Consider the following 16703-nt stretch of genomic DNA (forward strand, 5'->3'; position numbering starts at 1 on the left):
ACAGAGAAGGCGACGGCAGGCGACGGGCACGGCGGCAAGGGACTAGACTGGGCCAAACCGCTAATCGGCAGAGGATTTCCATGTACCAGATCGACGACTACACCATCGAAGCCAGTCCGCGCCGTGTGCGGGCCTATTTCAACGGCCAGTGCATCGCCGACAGCCGCCACATGGTCCTGTTCTTCGAGCGGCCCTATCCCAACTATTATTTTCCACGGGATGCGGTGGCCGCCGGCGTGCTGAGCCCGAGCGAGACGCGGGAAAGCGGCAATCCGCGCGGCGAGAAGCTGTTCTGGGACGTGACGGTCAACGGCAAGACGGCGAAGGACGCCGCCTTTACCTATCGCCAGCCACCGAAGGCCGGGCAAGCCGATCTGGAGTCCTATGTGACCTTCGCCTGGAAGGCGATGGACGCGTGGTTCGAGGAAGACGAGCGGATCTATGTGCACGCCCGCAACCCCTATCACCGGGTGGATGCGGTGGCCTCGTCGCGTCATGTGCAGGTGAGCGTGGACGGCACACTGGTGGCGGACACCCGGCGGCCGGTCCTGCTGTGGGAAACCGGGCTGCCCACGCGCTATTACATTCCGCCACAGGACGTGCGGCTTGACCTGTTGCAGTCAAGCGATACACAGACGGCCTGTCCCTATAAGGGCGAGGCGCGATACTACTCGGTGGTGGCCGACGGCAAGACCCACAAGGACCTGGCCTGGTGGTATCCCATGCCGATCCCCGAACAGGCGAAGCTGCAGGGCCTGATCTGCTTCTACAATGAAGCGGTGGACATGAGCGAGGACGGCATCGCGCTGGAGCGGCCGAAGACGCATTTCCGCTAGACCCCGCGCCTGACGCATCCCATGAAAGCCTGACGCCGGCCGCTGACCCGCGGTCGCTGCCCAACCCCAAGCGGAAGACGAGACATGGCCTGGACCCGCCCGCGCGCGGATTCCCTGACGATTGCCGCGCTGCTGACGGCGCTGGCCGCCTACGGGCCACTGGCGGTAGATGTCTATCTGCCGTCCCTGCCCAGCATCGTCGCCGACTATGGGACGACCGAGGAGAAGGTGCAGCTTACGCTGAGCCTGTTCTTCGTCGGTTTCGCGCTGGGCCAGTTGCTGCACGGGCCCCTGTCGGACCGTTTTGGCCGGCGGCCGGTGCTGATCGCCGGCACCGCCACCTTCATTCTGGCTTCGATCATGGCGGCGCTGGCCAGCAGTGTGGATATGCTGATCGTCGCCCGCTTCCTGCAGGCGCTGGGAGCGGCCTCCGGCAGCGTTCTGTCGCGGACGGTTGTGCGCGATGTCTACGGGCCCGAACGCTCGGCCCGGGTGATGGCCTATATGGCCGCCGCCATGGGCCTGGCGCCGTCTCTTGGACCGATGATCGGCGGTCAGATAGAAGAGTTTCTTGGCTGGCGCTGGAACTTCGCCTTCGTGGCGGCGGCGGCCGGGCTGTGCCTGCTGGCGATCATCAGCCTGCTGAAAGAGACCAACCCGAAGTTCAATCCCGAGGCGGTCAATTTCGGCCCCATGCTGCGGATCTTCGCCCGCCTGGCGGCGGAGCCCGCCTATCTGGGCCATGCCCTGACCCTGGCCTTCAATTTCGGCGGCTATTTTGCGTTCATTTCCGCCTCCGCCTTCGTCTTTATCGAGTTTCTGGGTCTGACACCCGGCGTCTATGGCGTCTGCTTCGGCGCGGCGGTGCTGGGCGGCCTGTCGGGCAATCTGACCTCGGGCCGGCTGGTCCGCCGGGTGGGCAGCCCGCGGCTGGTGCTATGGGGCGGCATCGCTGGCGCCGCATCGGGGCTGGCCATGGCGGGGCTGGCCTGGGGTGGCTCCACCGGTGTATGGCAGATTCTGATTCCCATGGCGGTCTATACCTTTGGCATGGGGTTGATCATGCCCAATACCATCGCCATGGCCATTGCGCCGTGGCCGCACAATGCGGGGGCGGCCTCCTCCCTGCTGGGCTTCATCCAGATGGTGCTGTCAGCGGCGGCCGGCATCCTGGTGGTGTGGGCCAGCGACGGCACCCAGTTGGCGATGGTGACGGCCATCGCCATCGGCGGCGTCGGTGCCTTGCTGAGCCATGTCTGGCTCGGCCGGCGCGGGCGGCGGCCGGCCACAGCCCAGTGAGTCACGCCGCAACGAGTCAGGCCGCAACGAGTCAGGCCTCAATGAATCAGGGAGGCGGCGCCACATGGTCGGCAAGGGCCGCGAGCAGAGCTTCCGTCAACAGGCCATCGCTGGCGATGCCGGCATCCGACTGAAAGCGGCGGATGGCGGCGACCAGCACCGGTGACTTGTCATCGCTCAGCAAGCCCGGATCATAGCCCGCCGCCCGCAACAGAGCCTGGCCGGCGGCCAGACGCTCCGGCCAGGCGATAGCCACCAGCGCTGATCGCGCCTGATCGGCCACGCGCCGGTCGCCGCGCGCCAGCGCCAGAGCCAGCCAGCGCGCGGCAAGCCCATCATCGGCCGGCACGCCCCGTCCGGTGCGATGAAGCACACCCAGCATGAGGCCGGCATCGGCCGCACCGGCCGCCGCCGCCATCTGCAGCCAGGTGACGGCTTGCGCCTCTGCCGCCGCACCGCCGCCAGCCAGAAGAAGGCGGGCCAGTTCATACTGGGCTACTACATCGCCTTGTGCGGCGGCGCGCCGGTAGGCGGCCATCGCCTGATCGGTGTCGCCGGCGCGGGCGCTGGCCCGGGCCAGCGCATGAGCCAGCCGCGGGTCAGCGGGCGACTCCGCCGTCGCGGCGCGGCACAACGGCAAGGCCAGCTCCGGCCGGATATCCAAAAGAGCCGCCACCCGGTCCGGCGCGGCAGCGGCAAGGCAGGCCTCCGCGGTGGAACCGGCTGCCATGTCCGCCGCAAGCGCCATCCCCGCAACCGGCGCGACGGCGGCCGGCATGTAGAGCATGGCGGCCAACACCACGGCCGACCCGGCAGCATGGGCGATGGCATGAAGTGATTTCATAGGGTCGCACGACGGATCATGGTCAGGCCCAAGGGGCACACGAGCACCCGGACAGTCTAGTGCAAGCCCGGTGCGGCAGGCAGAATGCACGCCACACATACCAGGGAGCGCCCCCATGAAGATTACCCGCGTCCGAGCGACGCCTGTCAACCTGCCGCTGGAAGCGCCCTATGACTGGACCTTCGGCGCCCTGCCCGGCTTTACCAAAGCGGTGATCGAGGTGGAGACCGACGAAGGCATCACCGGTCTTGGCGAAGCGCCACGCGGCGAACTGGCGGCGATGATCAATGATAGCCTTGGCCCGCGCCTGGTGGGCCGCGACCCGTTCGACATCGCCGGGCTGGAGGCGCGCTGTGTGCCGGGGCTGCGTGGCGTACAGTCCACCACGCCCTTCCCCCTGCTGCGCGCCTGGGGCGGCATCGAGACGGCACTGTGGGACATTCGCGGCAAGGCGTGGAACCAGCCGCTGTACCAGCTACTGGGCGGCGCCGTACGCAAGGACATTCCGTTTACGGAGTATTTTTCGTTCCGTCAGGCGTTGAACGGCAAGGGCGGGGAACAGACGCCGGAAGCGGTGGCCGACTATTGCGTTGAAATGCACGAGACCCACGGTTCCACTTTCTTCGAGGGAAAGTTCACCACCGCCGACCCGGAGCCGAGCCTGGAAATGTTGCGGCAGATCCGTCGCCGTCTGGGCGACAAGATCATGCTCCGCATCGACTCCAACAAGGCCTATTCGGTAGCCACCGCGCGAATGATAGCGCCGGAACTGGAGGAGCTGGGTGTGCGCGGCTGGGAAGACCCGGTGGCCAGCTTTCAGGAGATGGCGATTCTGCGCCGCTCCACCTCCATTCCCTTCTCGGTCCACAACTGCAATTTCCAGCATGCGGTGGCGCTGGGCACACCCGACATTTTCGTCACCGACACCGCGACCCATGGCGGCATCAGCCATGCGGTGCGCTTCATCGGCGCCTGCGAACAGATGGGGATCGACTTCTGGTTCTATTCAGGCGACGCCGGTATCACCAGCGCGCTGTACCTGCACATGTGTGCGGCGCTCAACTGGGTCCGCGAACCCAACCAGTCGCTGTTCACCCAGCAAGTGGCGGATATCATCATCGGCGGCCCGTTCAAGACCAAGAACAACACCGTGCGGGTGCCGGAAGGACCGGGCCTTGGGGTCGAGCTTGACCGCGACCGCATGGCCCACGCCCACAAGGACTTCGTGGACAACGGTCCGCCCAACGAATTCCACGACCCGGCCAATCCGGGTGTCTTCCGGCGCGTGCCGTTGTCGTAAGACGGTGGCGAACGACGCGTCGTCTAGCCGGTCAGGGTCTTCTTCAGGTGCGCGACGGTTCGTCGGCGGGCCGTGGCCGCCGCACCGCGAACAAACGCCTCCGGCCGCGCGGATTCCGCAAACCAATGACCGGTCCCGGCATAGTCGAAGCTGGTATAGGGGCGGTCTGCCACCTGCAAGCGCCGCTCCATGTTGCGCCGCGCCGCAGACGATAGCCACGGGTCCTGCTCTGCGAAATGCGCCAGATAGGCGGCACGACTGGCCCGGAAATCACCACCCCTGGCGGCGTAGTAAAGAACAACCGAAGCAATCGGCAGGTCGGCCTGCTGTGACAACCACACCGCCCAGTGTCCGCCCATGGAAAAACCCACCACGGCAAGCTTTCCCGTGGCCGGCAGACTGGCCCGTACCTCAGCCAGATCATCGCGCAGGGTGTGATACATGGGTATGCGCCGCGGCCGGCGTCTGAGGGCGCGGGCCTGTGCGGCGGTGGCGGCCGTGCGGCCATCGAACAGATCCGACAAACCGGCGACAAATCCGGCATTCGCCAACGCCTGGCCGTACTCGGAAAAAGAGTCCGTACGGCCCCACCACGAGTGGATGACGAGGACGCCGCCAAACGGCACCCGTCGGGACGGCAGAATCAACTCCGCCATTAATCGCACCACCGCGTAGCGCCCGACCAGACCACAGCATCAGGGTTCACGGTTTCTTGCCCGGCCGAAATGATCTGTATCAGTCCACGCAGGCCAAATGCGTCTTGCGCTTGTGGACATACGGTGGTGCGATTGGCCGTTCGTGGCAATCCGACAAGAGGACCAACATGATCGATCACATAGGCATGGCCGTCACCGATCTGGAACGCGCCAAGGGATTCTACAGCGCGGCCCTGCAACCGCTGGGCATCAGTCTCATCGCCGAGGTCACGGCGGAGCAGACCGGCGCCGGTGCGGCGGCAGGCTTTGGCGCCGCCGGCAAGCCCTTCTTCTGGATCGGCGGGCCGGCGCCGCAAGGACTGCCGGTGCATGTGGCGTTCACCGCGCCGAACCGGGCGATGGTGGATGCCTTTTACACGGCGGCCCTGGCGGCCGGCGGCACGGACAATGGCAAGCCCGGCCTGCGACCGCACTATCATCCGAATTACTACGGTGCGTTCGTGCGCGACGGCGACGGCCACAACATCGAAGCGGTGTGCCACGCACCGGAATAGTTCGACCCGGGTGGTCTGACGGACGCCGTCAGATCGGGTTGGCCAGGTCCCGCTTGCGCCGCGCCACATAGTCACTGAGACCATCGCGTATGCCGTCATCCAGAGCCGGCGGCTCATAGGCGGCCAGCAGGGAATGCCAGATGGCGTTGGCGCGTTTGGCCGCATCTTCGGAGCCGGCTTCCTGCCAGGACTCGAAGTTGCGCCAGTCCGACAGCATGGGGCTGTAGAAGGCGGTCTCGTAGCGTTCGATAGTATGGCCGACGCCGAAGAAGTGCCCGCCCGGCCCCACTTCATCGATCGCCGCCACGGCCAGGGAGTCCGTGTCGGTGGCGATGGGCTGCATGAGGCCGGCAACGAGCTGGGCCGATTCCGCATCGACAATGAGCTTCTCGAACGAGGTGGTGAGGCCGCTTTCCAGCCAGCCGGCGGTGGGCATGATGACATTGGCGCCGCCCATGACGGAGCCCCACAGCGACATCTGGGATTCATACGCCGCCTGGGCATCCACCGCGCAGGAGACGGTGGCCACGTGCGAGCGGTAGGGCAGGCCATAGCGGCGCACCACCTGGCCGGTAGCGAAGGCGGCGCGGACGTTCTCCGGCGTGCCGAAGGCCGGCGCGCCCGAGCGCATATCCACGTTGGAGGTAAAGGCGCCATAGATGACCGGTGCGCCGGCCCTGGCGGTCTGGGCCAGAGCAATCATGGCCAGCGCCTCGGCATTCTGTTGCACCAGTGCGCCGGCGAGCGTCACCGGACTCATGGCGCCGGCCAGGGTGAAGGGCGTGGCGATCACCACCTGGCCGGCGCGGGCCAGAGTCAGCAGGCCCTGGGCCATCTCACCGTCCAGCTTCAGCGGCGAATTGGTGTTGATGATGCCGCTGAGGCTGGGCGAGCGGGCAAAGGCCGCCTCGTCCTCGCCATGGAGAATGCGCATCATGGCGATTTCGTCCATGACGCGGGTGCGGCCCAGAGCGGTGCAGCCGATGGCTTTGTCGCTGAGGGTGGTCAGCGCCAGCATGATATCCAGGTGGCGGGACTCGGCCGGCAGGTCCATGGGCACAAAGCCGTAAGCCGCCGTGTGAATGGCATTGAGGGATTGCACCAGACGAACGAAGTCGCCCACCTCGGCAATGCTGCCGGGATGACGCCCTTTGTCCAGCGTGGACAGAAAGGCCGGACCGCCAACCGGCGAGAAGACAATGGACCGGCCGCCGATATGCAGCGATTTCGCCGGATCGCGGGCGCGAAACGTAAAACTCTTCGGCGCCAGCGCCAGCTTCGACTCGATGAAGGCCGGGTCGAAGCGCACACGATTGTTGGCCGGATCCACGGTGCACCCTTCGGCGCGCAGCAGGCCAACCGCCTCGCTGTCCTGCACCTCGAGCCCGGTGCGGGCCAGCACCTGCAGCGACGCCTGGTGGATGTCCTCCACCTGATCGTCGCTCAACAGGCGAACCGGGTCGTAGATCAGTTCCGGCTGGGCCCACGGCGCCTGACGGACGGCACCGCCGCGACCGCCCCGCCCGTCGCGGGGCGGCGATCCGGCGACCGTGCGGCGGGCGCCTTCGCGGCGACGGCGGCCGGACGCGGGGTTGTCGGTGGCCGGCGCCATCAGGCGAGGAGCTGCTCGTCGAAGGGATAGGTGGTCATCAGCTCCACGCCGGTCGCCGTGATACGCACCATCTGCTCCAGCTTGACGCCCTCGACTCCGTCATCCTCGCCAATATAGCTCTCCACACAGACCAGCATATTCTCCTCAAAGCCGGCCTCACTGGCGTCGTCGAACTCCAGAAAGCGCTTTGACAGGACCGGATATTCGTTGCACAGCCCGATACCGTGGATCAGGCCGTTGTACCAGTTCTTGTGGAAGTTCGGCGGCGCCTCCCAGGCCCGCTCCGCATAGTCGCGGAACGACAGTCCGGCCTTCAGCAGGCTCATATTGTGGTGCACTTCATCGAAGGCCAGACCATAGAGCTCGCGCTGTTTGCCCGACGGCCGGCCGGGGCCACAGAAATAGGTGCGCGACATATCGGCGTCATAGCCGAAGGGGCCCACAAGATCGGTGTCGAAGCTGACCAGATCGCCGGGCCGGATGCGCTTTTCGCCGGCTTCCTGGAACCAAGGATTGGTCCGCGCGCCGGACGTCAGCAGCTTGGTCTCAATATACTCGCCGCCCATCTCGGCATTGGTCGCCTGCAGGATGGACCACATCTGGGCCTCGGTGCGGCCAGGCTCCAGCGCCTCGCGGATGCGGGCACAGGCGGTTTCCGCCACGCCGATCGCCAGGCTCATGACGGAGATCTCTTCCGGCGACTTAATGCAGCGGGCCTGCTCCATGAGGGACTGGCCCTCAACCAGCCTGACGCCTTCGGCGACAAGCACCTGACCGGCCTCCACATCCACATGATCGGCGGCCAGCCGGCGGTCGGCGCCGCAATAGGTCCTTACCAGCTCGAGAATCTCACCAACCCACTGGCGCACCCGCCTGTTGCGGCGGTCGCCACCGGCAAAAAGAAAGCCGGTGGAGGTGCGCACCTCGGCCAGGGTATCGAGACCCTCCGCCAGATGGGCGCAGCCAGGAAACTCAAACATGATGGACTTGCCGGCCGCCGGCACGAAGACGTAGCGCGCCGCGTTGTGCATGGTCCAGATCATCATGTTCCGGCCGCCGGTGGCGTAGCGGATATTGACCGGATCATAGAGCAGCACGCCGCCCAGCCCGCGCTTGCGCAACTGCTCCTGAATACGGCCAAGGCGCCAGGCGCGCAGCGCCCGGGTATCGATCTCGGCCTCGAAGTCGTGGGTGCCCATATCGACGCCGGGCTTGTGATGGGGCGGTGAGAAGGTCATGGATGAACTCCGGCAAATAATGCAAAGACAGAGACCGGCAGGGTCAGGGATCAGGACAGCAGATCGTCCTCAAAGGGAAAGGTGGACAGCGTCTCAACACCGGTTTCGGTGACGACGATCTGGTCCTCCAGCTTAACCCCCTCCGCGCCGTGCTCCAGCCCGATATAGCTCTCCACCGAAAAGGTCATTCCCGGCTCCATGACGCCGTCATGGTCGGGCAGGCGGTCGAGCCCCTGGATATTGGGCAGGAAGGGATATTCATCGGCCATGCCGACGCCGTGCATGAGGCCATAGCGGGCGGCCACATACTGGTTGGGAATGCGCCATTCGCGCTCGACGATCTCGCGGAAGGTCAGGCCCGGTTTGACGATTTCAGTATTGTGCTGAATCTGATCGAAGGCCGCGCGATAAAGCGTCTTCTGCTCCTCGGTGGGTTTTCCCGGGCCGCAGAAATAGGTCCGGCTGATATCCGCGCAATAGCCGAAGGGACCAATCAGGTCGGTATCGAAGGCCACCAGATCACCCGGCCGGATCATCCGTTCGCCACATTCCTGCATCCACGGGTTAGTCCGGCCGCCCGATGACAGCAACCTGGTCTCGATCCACTCACCACCCATCTCGATATTGGCGTGATGCAGAATGGCCCACAACGCATTCTCCGTCATGCCCGGTTTCAACGCCTGGCGCATACGGGCCATGCCGATCTCGGCGACCGAGATGGCTACCTGCATGCACTGGATTTCCTCGCGGCTCTTGATCATGCGGGCGGTCTCCATGACCGCTTCGCCGTCCATGATTTCAATACCGCGGTCTTCCATCAAATGGGTGCCGACCGGATCCAGATGGTCAAAGGCGATGCGCCGCTCGCCGCCGCACGTTTCGCGCACCAGGTCGAGCATTTCGTCGGCCCAGCCGATAGCGCGCTCGGCCTTCTTCTCGCCATTGTAATAGTAGGTCCAACCCTGCGGCGCGCGGATTTCGCCGACGGTTTCAATCTTCTCCGCCGGCGGCCTGAACCGGGTGCCGCCGAACTCAAACAGAACCGGCAGGCCCTGGGCCGGCACGAAGGCGTAGCGCACATGGTTGTGCAGGGTCCACACCGACATGTTCCGTGTACCCGTGGCATAACGGATGTTGATGGGGTCGTAGAGCACGGCGGCGGCATAGCCGCGACGCTTCAGTTCCGCCTGAACCCGGCCAAGGCGGTAGGCGCGCATCGCCACCATGTCGATCTGGGATTCGAAATCCTTGATTCCGGCGCCCGGCGTCTCTTTGGCCAGACCGGTGTTGCGGCGATCATCTGGAAGCATGAGAATGGCTCACGTCGTTTCGGTGTGGGGCTGGCCTGGTCCGGGCCGCGGCTGGCCCTGGGCGGTCTTTTCCGACTGGGCGCTAGTTAGGCAATGACTGGCGGCAAGTCTATCCGTCCGACCCCGTATCAGCCAGTGAGGGATTTTCGCGAACCGTGAACCAGATTCATAGCCCAACCGCCACCGACCCGACCGCGGCCGGTCGCCTGCCGCCGCTGGCGGCGCTGCGTGCCTTCGAGGCGGCGGCACGCTACGGCTCCATGACCCGGGCGGGCGAGGAACTGGGCATCACCCAGAGCGCCATCAGCCACCAGATCCGCAATCTGGAGCAGAGCCTGGGCGCCACCCTCTTCCGCCGCAACGGTCGGGCCATCGCCCTGACCGCAGACGGCGAGAGCCTGGCGGCGGCTCTGGCCACGGCGTTTCAGGACATCCGCCATGCCATAAGCCAGTTCGCCCGCGCCCGCCAGCCGGAGACCATTTCGATTGTCATGCGGCCGGGTCTGGCGTTGCGCTGGTTCGCCTCGCGCCTCCATCGTTTCCGCGAACGCCACCCCGGCTATGCGGTGCAGGTCATTACCGTGTCGTCGCAGATTGATCTGCAGCGCCACGAAGGCGCCGATTGCGCCATCCAGTTCGGCGATGGTCACTGGCCGCGCATGGAGGCGGTGCCGTTCCTGCACGACACCATCTTTCCGGTAATGAGCCCGAAGCTGATGGCCGGCGGCGGACCGAAAGGCCAGCCGGCCGATCTCAGCCGGCTGACCCTGATCCATGACGATCTGGCGTTCGGCTGGCGCCAGTGGCTGGCTATTGCCGGCATCTCCGGCATCGACGCGGAGGCCGGGCTGCGCGCCAGCGACGACGCCATGGCCCTGCAACTGGCGGTGGACGGCAACGGTGTTGCGCTGGGCCGCAGTGCGACGGCCATGGACGAACTGGCGGCCGGCCGCCTGGTGGCGCCCTTCGATCTGTTCATGGAGCCCGGCTGGCAGCACTACATCGTCAGTCGCAGCACCGACAGCCGGCAGCCCCGGTTGCAGGCGTTTCGCGCCTGGCTTCTGGACGAAGCGGCCGGCTTCACGCCGCTGGGCCGCGGCCCGTCGCCCCTGCTGCCGGACCGGACGCCGCGCCTGGTCAGCCTCGGCACGCAATCGCCGGCCAGCGTAGCGGGCGCCACCAGCCTCAGTTGAGCAGCTCTTCCTCAAAGGGGAAGCTGGACAGGGTCTCGACACCGGTTTCCGTGACAAGAACCTGGTCTTCAAGCTTGACGCCCTCGGCCCCGTTCTCAAGACCGATATAGCTTTCCACCGACAGGGTCATGCCCGGCTGCAGCACCTCGTCGGGACTGGGGATGATATCGGCGTCCTGGTGATTAAAGATGAACGGATATTCATCAGCCATGCCAACGCCGTGCATGATGCCGTAGCGGTTGGCCACATACTGATTGGGGATGGGCCATTCCTGCTCGGTCACCTGACGGAAGGTCATGCCCGGCCTGACGATCGCCGTGTTGTGCTGAATCTGCTCCCACGATGCGCGATAAAGCGCCTTCTGCGCCTCACTGGGCCTGCCGGGGCCGCAGAAGTAGGTGCGGGAAATGTCGGCGCAGTAGCCAAACGGGCCGATCAGGTCGGTATCGAAGGCGACCAGGTCACCTGGCCGGATGATGCGCTCGCCAGACTCCTGCATCCACGGATTGGTCCGGCCGCCCGACGACAGCAGGCGCGTCTCAATCCACTCGCCCCCCAGCTCGATATTGGCCTGGTGCAGCAGCGACCACAGCGCATTCTCGGTCATACCCGGCTTCAGCGCCTGACGCATGCGGGCCATGCCGGTTTCGCAGACGGAGATGGCAATCTGCATGCACTGGATTTCTTCCGGGCCTTTGATCAGCCGGGCCCGCTCCATCAGCGCCTCGCCGTCCATGATCTCAACGCCGCGATCCTGCATCAGATTGGAGCCGATGGGGTCCAGATGGTCGAAGGCGATGCGGCGGTTGGCACCACAGTGCTGTCGGATCAGGTCCATCACTTCATCGGCCCAGCCAATGGCCCGCTCGGTCTTCTTGTCGCCGCTGTAGAAGTAGGTCCAGCTCTTGGGACCGCGCACCTCGCCGACGGACTCAAGCTTCGCCGCCGGCGGGTTGCGGCGGGCGCCGCCAAACTCGAACAGCACCGGCAGGCCCTGGGCCGGCACGAAGGCGTAGCGTACATGGTTGTGCAGGGTCCACACCGCCATGTTGCGGCTGCCGGTGGCGTAGCGGATGTTGATCGGGTCGTAGAGAATGGCGGCGGCCCAGTCACGCTGCTGCAACTGCTCCTGCACCCGGCCCAGGCGATAGGCGCGCAGGGCCTTCGTATCCACCTGCGCCTCATAGTCCTTTATTCCGGCACCGGGTGTTTTCTTCGCCAGGTCCGTATTGCGACGATCTTCCATCGGATCTCCTAGTTCAGCAGGTCTTCTTCGAACGGAAAAGTGGACAGCAATTGCGGGCCGGCCTCGGTGGTGATGATCTGTTGCTCCAGCTTGACCCCTTCGGGCCCGTTCTCCGGCCCGATATAGGCCTCGATGCACAGGGCCATGCCGGGCTGACACACCCCATCGGGGTCCGGCAGTCTGTCGCGGTCCTCGAAATTGAAGACGAAGGGCTGTTCATCAGCCAGCCCGGTGCCATGCAGCACGGTGTAGCGATTGGCCAGATAGTCATCGGGCAAACGCCATGTGCTGTCACAGATATCGCGCCAGGTGCGGCCTACCTGCATGAGCTGAATGTTGTGGTGCAGCAGGTCATAGGCGTCGGTATACATTTTCTTTTGCTGTGCCGTCGGCCGGCCGGGTCCGCAGAAGAAGGTGCGTGATATATCCGAGACATAGCCGAAGGGGCCGGTCATATCGCTGTCGCAGGCGATCAGCTCGCCGGGCCGGATGCGCTTCTCGCCGGCCTCCTGGAACCACGGATTGGTCCGCCCGCCCGACGTCAGAAGGCGAGTGAAGATCCACTCCCCGCCCAGTTCCAGATTGGTCTGATTGAGGATCGACCACAGGGCCATCTCGGTCATGCCCGGCTTCAGAGCCTCGCGGATACGGGCAAAACCGATCTCACACACCTGAACCGACAATGCCAGGCAGAGAATCTCCTCCGGCGTCTTGTAAACCCGCGCCCGGTGCATGATCTCCTGCCCGTCAACGATCTCAAATCCCATGCCGCGCAACAGGTCGGTGCCTTCCGGGTCCAGCCGGTCAAAGGCGATCCGCTTGTCGCCGGGCGCCACCTGCGCCATGAGCTCGGCAATCTCGCCGCCCCAGCGCCTGACCTTGACCGCCTTGGACGGGCCGGAGGCGAAATAGTCCCAGCCAATGCCCGGTCTGACCTCGCCGACGGTGTCGGTGATCTGGCGCGCCACCCACTGGGCGCCGCTGGCGCCAAACTCAAACATCACCGGCTTGCCTTCGGCCGGGACGAAGGCGTAGCGGTGAGGGTTCTGCAGGCTGTAGACCTGCATCTGCCGGGTGCCGGTGCAGTAGCGCACGTTAACCGGGTCATAGAGAACCATGGCGGGACAGTTGGCGGCGCGCAGGGCCTGCTGGGCGCGGGCCAGGCGACCCTGACGCAAGGCGGCCATGTCAATCTGCGATTCAAAGTCCTTGAGCCCCACGTCCTGAACATTCTTCGCCAGACCGGTCAGGCATACATCGTCCATGCGGGGATTTCTCGCCACGGCCAGACTCCTTCATCAGGGAGGGAACCCGGTGCGCGCCGGGTCGAAAGGCAGATCAACATGGTCCGTCACCAGGCCGGAACCGTCAATCGGGGCCGAGCGCCAGCAGGTCCGTATTGCCGCCGGTGGCGGCGGTATTGACGGAAACCGTGCGCTCCGTCGCGAAGCGGTGCAGATAGAATGGCCCGCCGGCCTTCGGCCCGGTGCCGGACAGACCCTCGCCGCCGAACGGCTGCACGCCCACCACCGCCCCGGTCATGGGCCGATTGACATAGAGATTGCCGACCCGGGCATGAGCACGGACATACCTCAGGGCCGAGTCCAGCCGGCTGTGCAGGCCGAGCGTCAGGCCGTAGCCCGCCCGGTTGATGGCCGCCACTACCTGGTCCAGATGGCCGGCCTGATAACGCACCACATGCAGGATGGGCCCGAACACTTCACGGTCCAGCCATTCCATGCGCGGAATCTCATAAAGGTGCGGAGCAAAGAAGCTGCCGCCGGAGAGGCCCGCCATACCCGGCGTAACGGCCAGGCGCTTGCCGGCGCGGTCGAGCCGCGCCACATGGTCGGTCATCTCCTGACAGGCGGCGCCATCGATCAGGGGCCCGATGTCAGTGGACAGGCGCAGCGGATCGCCCAGCACCAGCTCATGCATGGCGCCGGCCAGCATGGCCAGCACACCATCGGCCGTATCGTCCTGGAGAAACAGCAGGCGCAGGGCGGAGCAACGCTGACCGGCGCTGAGAAAGGCCGAAGCGATAACATCGGCGGTCACCTGCTCTGCCAGGGCGGAGGAATCGGCGATCATGGCGTTGATGCCACCGGTCTCGGCAATGAGCGGCACGATGGCGCCGTCACGCGCCGCAAGCGCCCGGTGGATGGCGCGCGCCGTATGGCCCGAGCCGGTGAAGGCGATGCCGGCGATGCGCGGATCGGCGGTCAGCGCGGCGCCGATGCGCCGGCCGCTGCCCGGCACGAAATGCAGCACCTCTGGCGGAACGCCGGCGTCGTGCAACAGGCGGACGAGGCGGGCGGCCACAAGAGGCGTCGGCCCGGCAGGCTTGGCGATCACCGCATTGCCGGCGGCGAGGGCGGCGGCGATCTGGCCGGTGAAGATGGCCAGTGGAAAGTTCCACGGGCTGATGCAGGCGAAGACGCCGCGGCCGCGCAACCACAACTGATTGCGCTCTCCGGTGGGACCGGGCAGACGATGGCCGTCGCTGAAGTCCCGCCGCGACTGGCCGGCGTAGTAGCGCAGGAAGTCCACAGCCTCGCGCACTTCCGCCAGGGCATCGCCCAGTGTGCGCCCGCCTTCCCCGCCGATTATCGCCATGAAGCCGCCGGTGGCCGCCTCCAGCCGGTCGGCGGCGCCCTCCAGCACGTCTGCGCGGTGGTCGGCTCCGGCCCCATCCCAGTCAGCGGCGGCGCCGTCCGCCGAAGCGATAGCGTCGGCCACCGCCACGTCATCCGCGGCCACCACCACACCGACAGGGCGCGTGTGGTCGGCCGGAGAATGGCGCACCTCCTGTGCACCGTCGCGCTCTGTCCCGGCGATGATGGGCGCGGCGCGCCACTGGCCAGAGAGGGCGGCGACGGCGTCACGCTGCAGCGCCTCCAGATCGGGCCAGTGGGTCAGGTCCAGACCGGCGGCGTTGCGTCTGTCCGCACCATAGAGCGCCGGTGGCCGCGGGATGGCCGGGTGCGACGCCTGGTCCGGCAGCAAGGCGCGGGCCCGCGCAACAGGGTTGGCAACGATGTCAGCCACCGGCACATCATCGTCCGTCAGGCGGTGAACGAAGGAGGTGTTGGCGCCGTTTTCCAGCAACCGGCGCACCAGGTAGGGCAACAGGTCCTGATGACTGCCGACCGGCGCATAGACCCGGACCGGCGGCGGCGCGCCGGCCGCCTGCTCTCGCACGGCCGCATAGAGCGCGCGGCCCATGCCATGCAGACGCTGGAACTCAAATGGCTGCCCGCCGGCAGACGCCTGAACCCAGGCCACCGCATGGGCGTTGTGGGTAGCGAACTGCGGATAGAAGGCAGTGGGCCTGTCCAGCAACCGCCGGGCACAAGCCAGCCATGAAGCGTCGGTCGCCACCTTGCGGCTATAGACCGGATAGTCACTGACGCCTTTTTCCTGCGCCCATTTGATTTCGCTGTCCCAATAGGCCCCCTTGACCAGGCGCAGCGGCAAACGGCGGGCGGTGGCGGCGGCCAGGTCGGCCAGCCAGTCGAGAACCGCCGGCGCCCGCTTCTGATAGGCCTGCACGGCGAGGCCCAGACCGTCCCAGCCACGCAGCGACCGGGCTTCGGCGAGACCGGCGAAAACATCCAGCATGGGCTCCAGCCGGTCCGACTCCTCCGCATCCAGCGTCAGGCCAATGCCATGGTCGCGGGCTGCCTCCGCCAGGGCGAGGACTGAGTCCACCAGAGAGGGGACGGCGCGCTCGGCCTGGCTGAACTCGAAGCGGGGGTGGAGAGCCGACAGTTTGACCGAAATGCCGGGGCGCTCGTGCAGCGAGCTGCCTTGACGGGCCGCCCGCCCCGCCACGTCGCGACCGATGGCGGCGATGGCGGCAAGGTAGCTGCGGTGATAGCGCGCGGCGTCGGCTGCCGTGCGCGCCGCCTCGCCCAGCATGTCAAATGACCAGCGCCAGCCTTCATCCGCGCTGTCACGACCACGGGCGAGCGCCTCTTCGATGGTGCGCCCCATGACGAACTGGCGGCCGAGAATACGCATGGCCTGGACCAGGGCGCGGCGCACCACAGCCTCGCCCGCCTGGCCCACCATGCGGCTCAGCAGGGTCCAGGGATCGAGGCTGTGCGCCGCGGGGTCGGGCCCCAGAATCTGGCCGCCCAGCATCAGCCCCCAGGTGGAGGCGTTGACCAGCAGTGAGTCGGAGCCGCCGAGATGAGCCCGCCAGTCGGCGTCGGTGATGCGATCACGAATCAGGCGGTCGGCGGTATCCGCGTCGGGAATGCGCAGCAAGGCCTCTGCAATGCAAAGCAGCGCGATGCCTTCGCGCGACGACAAGCTGAACTCCTGGAGAAAAGCATCGAGCCCCCTCTCGCGTCCGGCCTGGCGCACCCCATGGACCAGATCAGCGGCACGCCGCTCGATGGCCCGGTCCCGCTCGGCGTCGCTTGCCGCCGCATCAAGCGCGGACAGGCAGGCGGTCAGCGCGGTGGCATCATCAAGACGGCGACTGGCGGCAATGGCATCGCGCAGGGGGCCGGGACGGGCCGGGCGCGGCAGCCCGGCCATAACGCCCTGTTGGCTGGTAGCGGCGGACCCGTTTATGGCCATGAACCAACCGCCCGGAAGACAGGTG

13 protein-coding genes are annotated in these 16703 nt (G+C 66.3%); 5 read left to right on the plus strand and 8 right to left on the minus strand.

The features are described from left to right. Window positions 1–80 precede the first annotated feature (80 nt). Window positions 81–836, plus strand: a complete 756-nt coding sequence (locus RIE31_12265) for a DUF427 domain-containing protein (protein MEQ8641361.1) — start codon at window positions 81–83, stop codon at window positions 834–836. Window positions 837–920: 84 nt separating this feature from the next. After that, window positions 921–2135: a multidrug effflux MFS transporter gene (locus RIE31_12270; protein MEQ8641362.1), complete on the plus strand. Its 1215-nt coding sequence runs from the start codon at window positions 921–923 to the stop codon at window positions 2133–2135. Window positions 2136–2181: 46 nt separating this feature from the next. Here the strand turns inward: RIE31_12270 and RIE31_12275 are convergent, their stop codons facing one another. Then, complete coding sequence (locus tag RIE31_12275) at window positions 2182–2979, minus strand: peptidoglycan-binding domain-containing protein (protein MEQ8641363.1); 798 nt, start codon at window positions 2977–2979, stop codon at window positions 2182–2184. Between the two features lie 115 nt (window positions 2980–3094). Between RIE31_12275 and RIE31_12280 the strand changes: the two genes are divergently transcribed. Next, entirely contained in the window at window positions 3095–4279 is a 1185-nt protein-coding gene (locus tag RIE31_12280) for a mandelate racemase/muconate lactonizing enzyme family protein (GenBank protein MEQ8641364.1), read from the plus strand. 23 nt (window positions 4280–4302) lie between these two features. On the opposite strand, the gene RIE31_12285 is transcribed toward RIE31_12280, so the two are convergent. Further along, window positions 4303–4935 (minus strand): dienelactone hydrolase family protein, encoded by a 633-nt coding sequence (locus tag RIE31_12285; GenBank protein MEQ8641365.1) that lies wholly within the window; start codon window positions 4933–4935, stop codon window positions 4303–4305. Between the two features lie 167 nt (window positions 4936–5102). Here RIE31_12285 and RIE31_12290 point away from each other — a divergent pair, with 167 nt between their 5' ends. After that, a complete protein-coding gene (locus tag RIE31_12290; protein MEQ8641366.1) occupies window positions 5103–5489 on the plus strand; it encodes a VOC family protein in 387 nt (128 codons plus the stop codon). A 28-nt stretch (window positions 5490–5517) separates the two neighbouring features. Here RIE31_12290 and RIE31_12295 read toward each other — a convergent pair whose 3' ends face one another. Genes RIE31_12295 through RIE31_12305 form a run of 3 tightly spaced genes read right to left on the minus strand, consistent with a single transcriptional unit; the run spans window position 5518 to window position 9649 of the window. After that, window positions 5518–7101, minus strand: coding sequence for a trimethylamine methyltransferase family protein (locus RIE31_12295; protein MEQ8641367.1), 1584 nt, complete (start codon window positions 7099–7101; stop codon window positions 5518–5520). Continuing rightward, window positions 7101–8339 (minus strand): Xaa-Pro peptidase family protein, encoded by a 1239-nt coding sequence (locus RIE31_12300; protein ID MEQ8641368.1) that lies wholly within the window; start codon window positions 8337–8339, stop codon window positions 7101–7103. Before RIE31_12300 ends, RIE31_12295 begins: the two co-directional genes overlap by 1 nt. A gap of 50 nt (window positions 8340–8389) precedes the next feature. Further along, a complete protein-coding gene (locus tag RIE31_12305) occupies window positions 8390–9649 on the minus strand; it encodes a Xaa-Pro peptidase family protein (GenBank protein ID MEQ8641369.1) in 1260 nt (419 codons plus the stop codon). Between the two features lie 155 nt (window positions 9650–9804). Here RIE31_12305 and gcvA point away from each other — a divergent pair, with 155 nt between their 5' ends. After that, window positions 9805–10842 carry a transcriptional regulator GcvA gene (gene gcvA / locus RIE31_12310; protein ID MEQ8641370.1) on the plus strand — a complete coding sequence of 346 codons (1038 nt, stop codon included), beginning with the start codon at window positions 9805–9807 and terminating at the stop codon, window positions 10840–10842. Here gcvA and RIE31_12315 read toward each other — a convergent pair. From RIE31_12315 to putA, 3 genes are all read right to left on the minus strand, one after another. Further along, complete coding sequence (locus tag RIE31_12315) at window positions 10835–12088, minus strand: Xaa-Pro peptidase family protein (protein ID MEQ8641371.1); 1254 nt, start codon at window positions 12086–12088, stop codon at window positions 10835–10837. The genes gcvA and RIE31_12315 overlap by 8 nt on opposite strands. 8 nt (window positions 12089–12096) lie before the next feature. Then, window positions 12097–13371 carry a Xaa-Pro peptidase family protein gene (locus RIE31_12320; GenBank protein MEQ8641372.1) on the minus strand — a complete coding sequence of 425 codons (1275 nt, stop codon included), beginning with the start codon at window positions 13369–13371 and terminating at the stop codon, window positions 12097–12099. Between the two features lie 85 nt (window positions 13372–13456). After that, window positions 13457–16678: a bifunctional proline dehydrogenase/L-glutamate gamma-semialdehyde dehydrogenase PutA gene (putA, locus tag RIE31_12325; protein ID MEQ8641373.1), complete on the minus strand. Its 3222-nt coding sequence runs from the start codon at window positions 16676–16678 to the stop codon at window positions 13457–13459. Window positions 16679–16703: the final 25 nt, after the last annotated feature.

This window comes from Alphaproteobacteria bacterium, assembly GCA_040218575.1.
Classification (GTDB): Bacteria; Pseudomonadota; Alphaproteobacteria; order JAVJRE01; family JAVJRE01; genus JAVJRE01.

Excerpts from the sequence above, each read along its gene's own strand:
- putA (MEQ8641373.1), bottom strand. The coding sequence starts at position 16,678 with ATGGCCATAAACGGGTCCGCCGCTACCAGCCAACAGGGCGTTATGGCC.
- RIE31_12315 (MEQ8641371.1), bottom strand. The coding sequence starts at position 12,088 with ATGGAAGATCGTCGCAATACGGACCTGGCGAAGAAAACACCCGGTGCC.
- RIE31_12270 (MEQ8641362.1), top strand. The coding sequence starts at position 921 with ATGGCCTGGACCCGCCCGCGCGCGGATTCCCTGACGATTGCCGCGCTG.
- RIE31_12295 (MEQ8641367.1), bottom strand. The coding sequence starts at position 7,101 with ATGGCGCCGGCCACCGACAACCCCGCGTCCGGCCGCCGTCGCCGCGAA.
- RIE31_12285 (MEQ8641365.1), bottom strand. The coding sequence starts at position 4,935 with ATGGCGGAGTTGATTCTGCCGTCCCGACGGGTGCCGTTTGGCGGCGTC.
- RIE31_12265 (MEQ8641361.1), top strand. The coding sequence starts at position 81 with ATGTACCAGATCGACGACTACACCATCGAAGCCAGTCCGCGCCGTGTG.
- RIE31_12305 (MEQ8641369.1), bottom strand. The coding sequence starts at position 9,649 with ATGCTTCCAGATGATCGCCGCAACACCGGTCTGGCCAAAGAGACGCCG.
- RIE31_12275 (MEQ8641363.1), bottom strand. The coding sequence starts at position 2,979 with ATGAAATCACTTCATGCCATCGCCCATGCTGCCGGGTCGGCCGTGGTG.
- RIE31_12280 (MEQ8641364.1), top strand. The coding sequence starts at position 3,095 with ATGAAGATTACCCGCGTCCGAGCGACGCCTGTCAACCTGCCGCTGGAA.
- RIE31_12300 (MEQ8641368.1), bottom strand. The coding sequence starts at position 8,339 with ATGACCTTCTCACCGCCCCATCACAAGCCCGGCGTCGATATGGGCACC.
- RIE31_12290 (MEQ8641366.1), top strand. The coding sequence starts at position 5,103 with ATGATCGATCACATAGGCATGGCCGTCACCGATCTGGAACGCGCCAAG.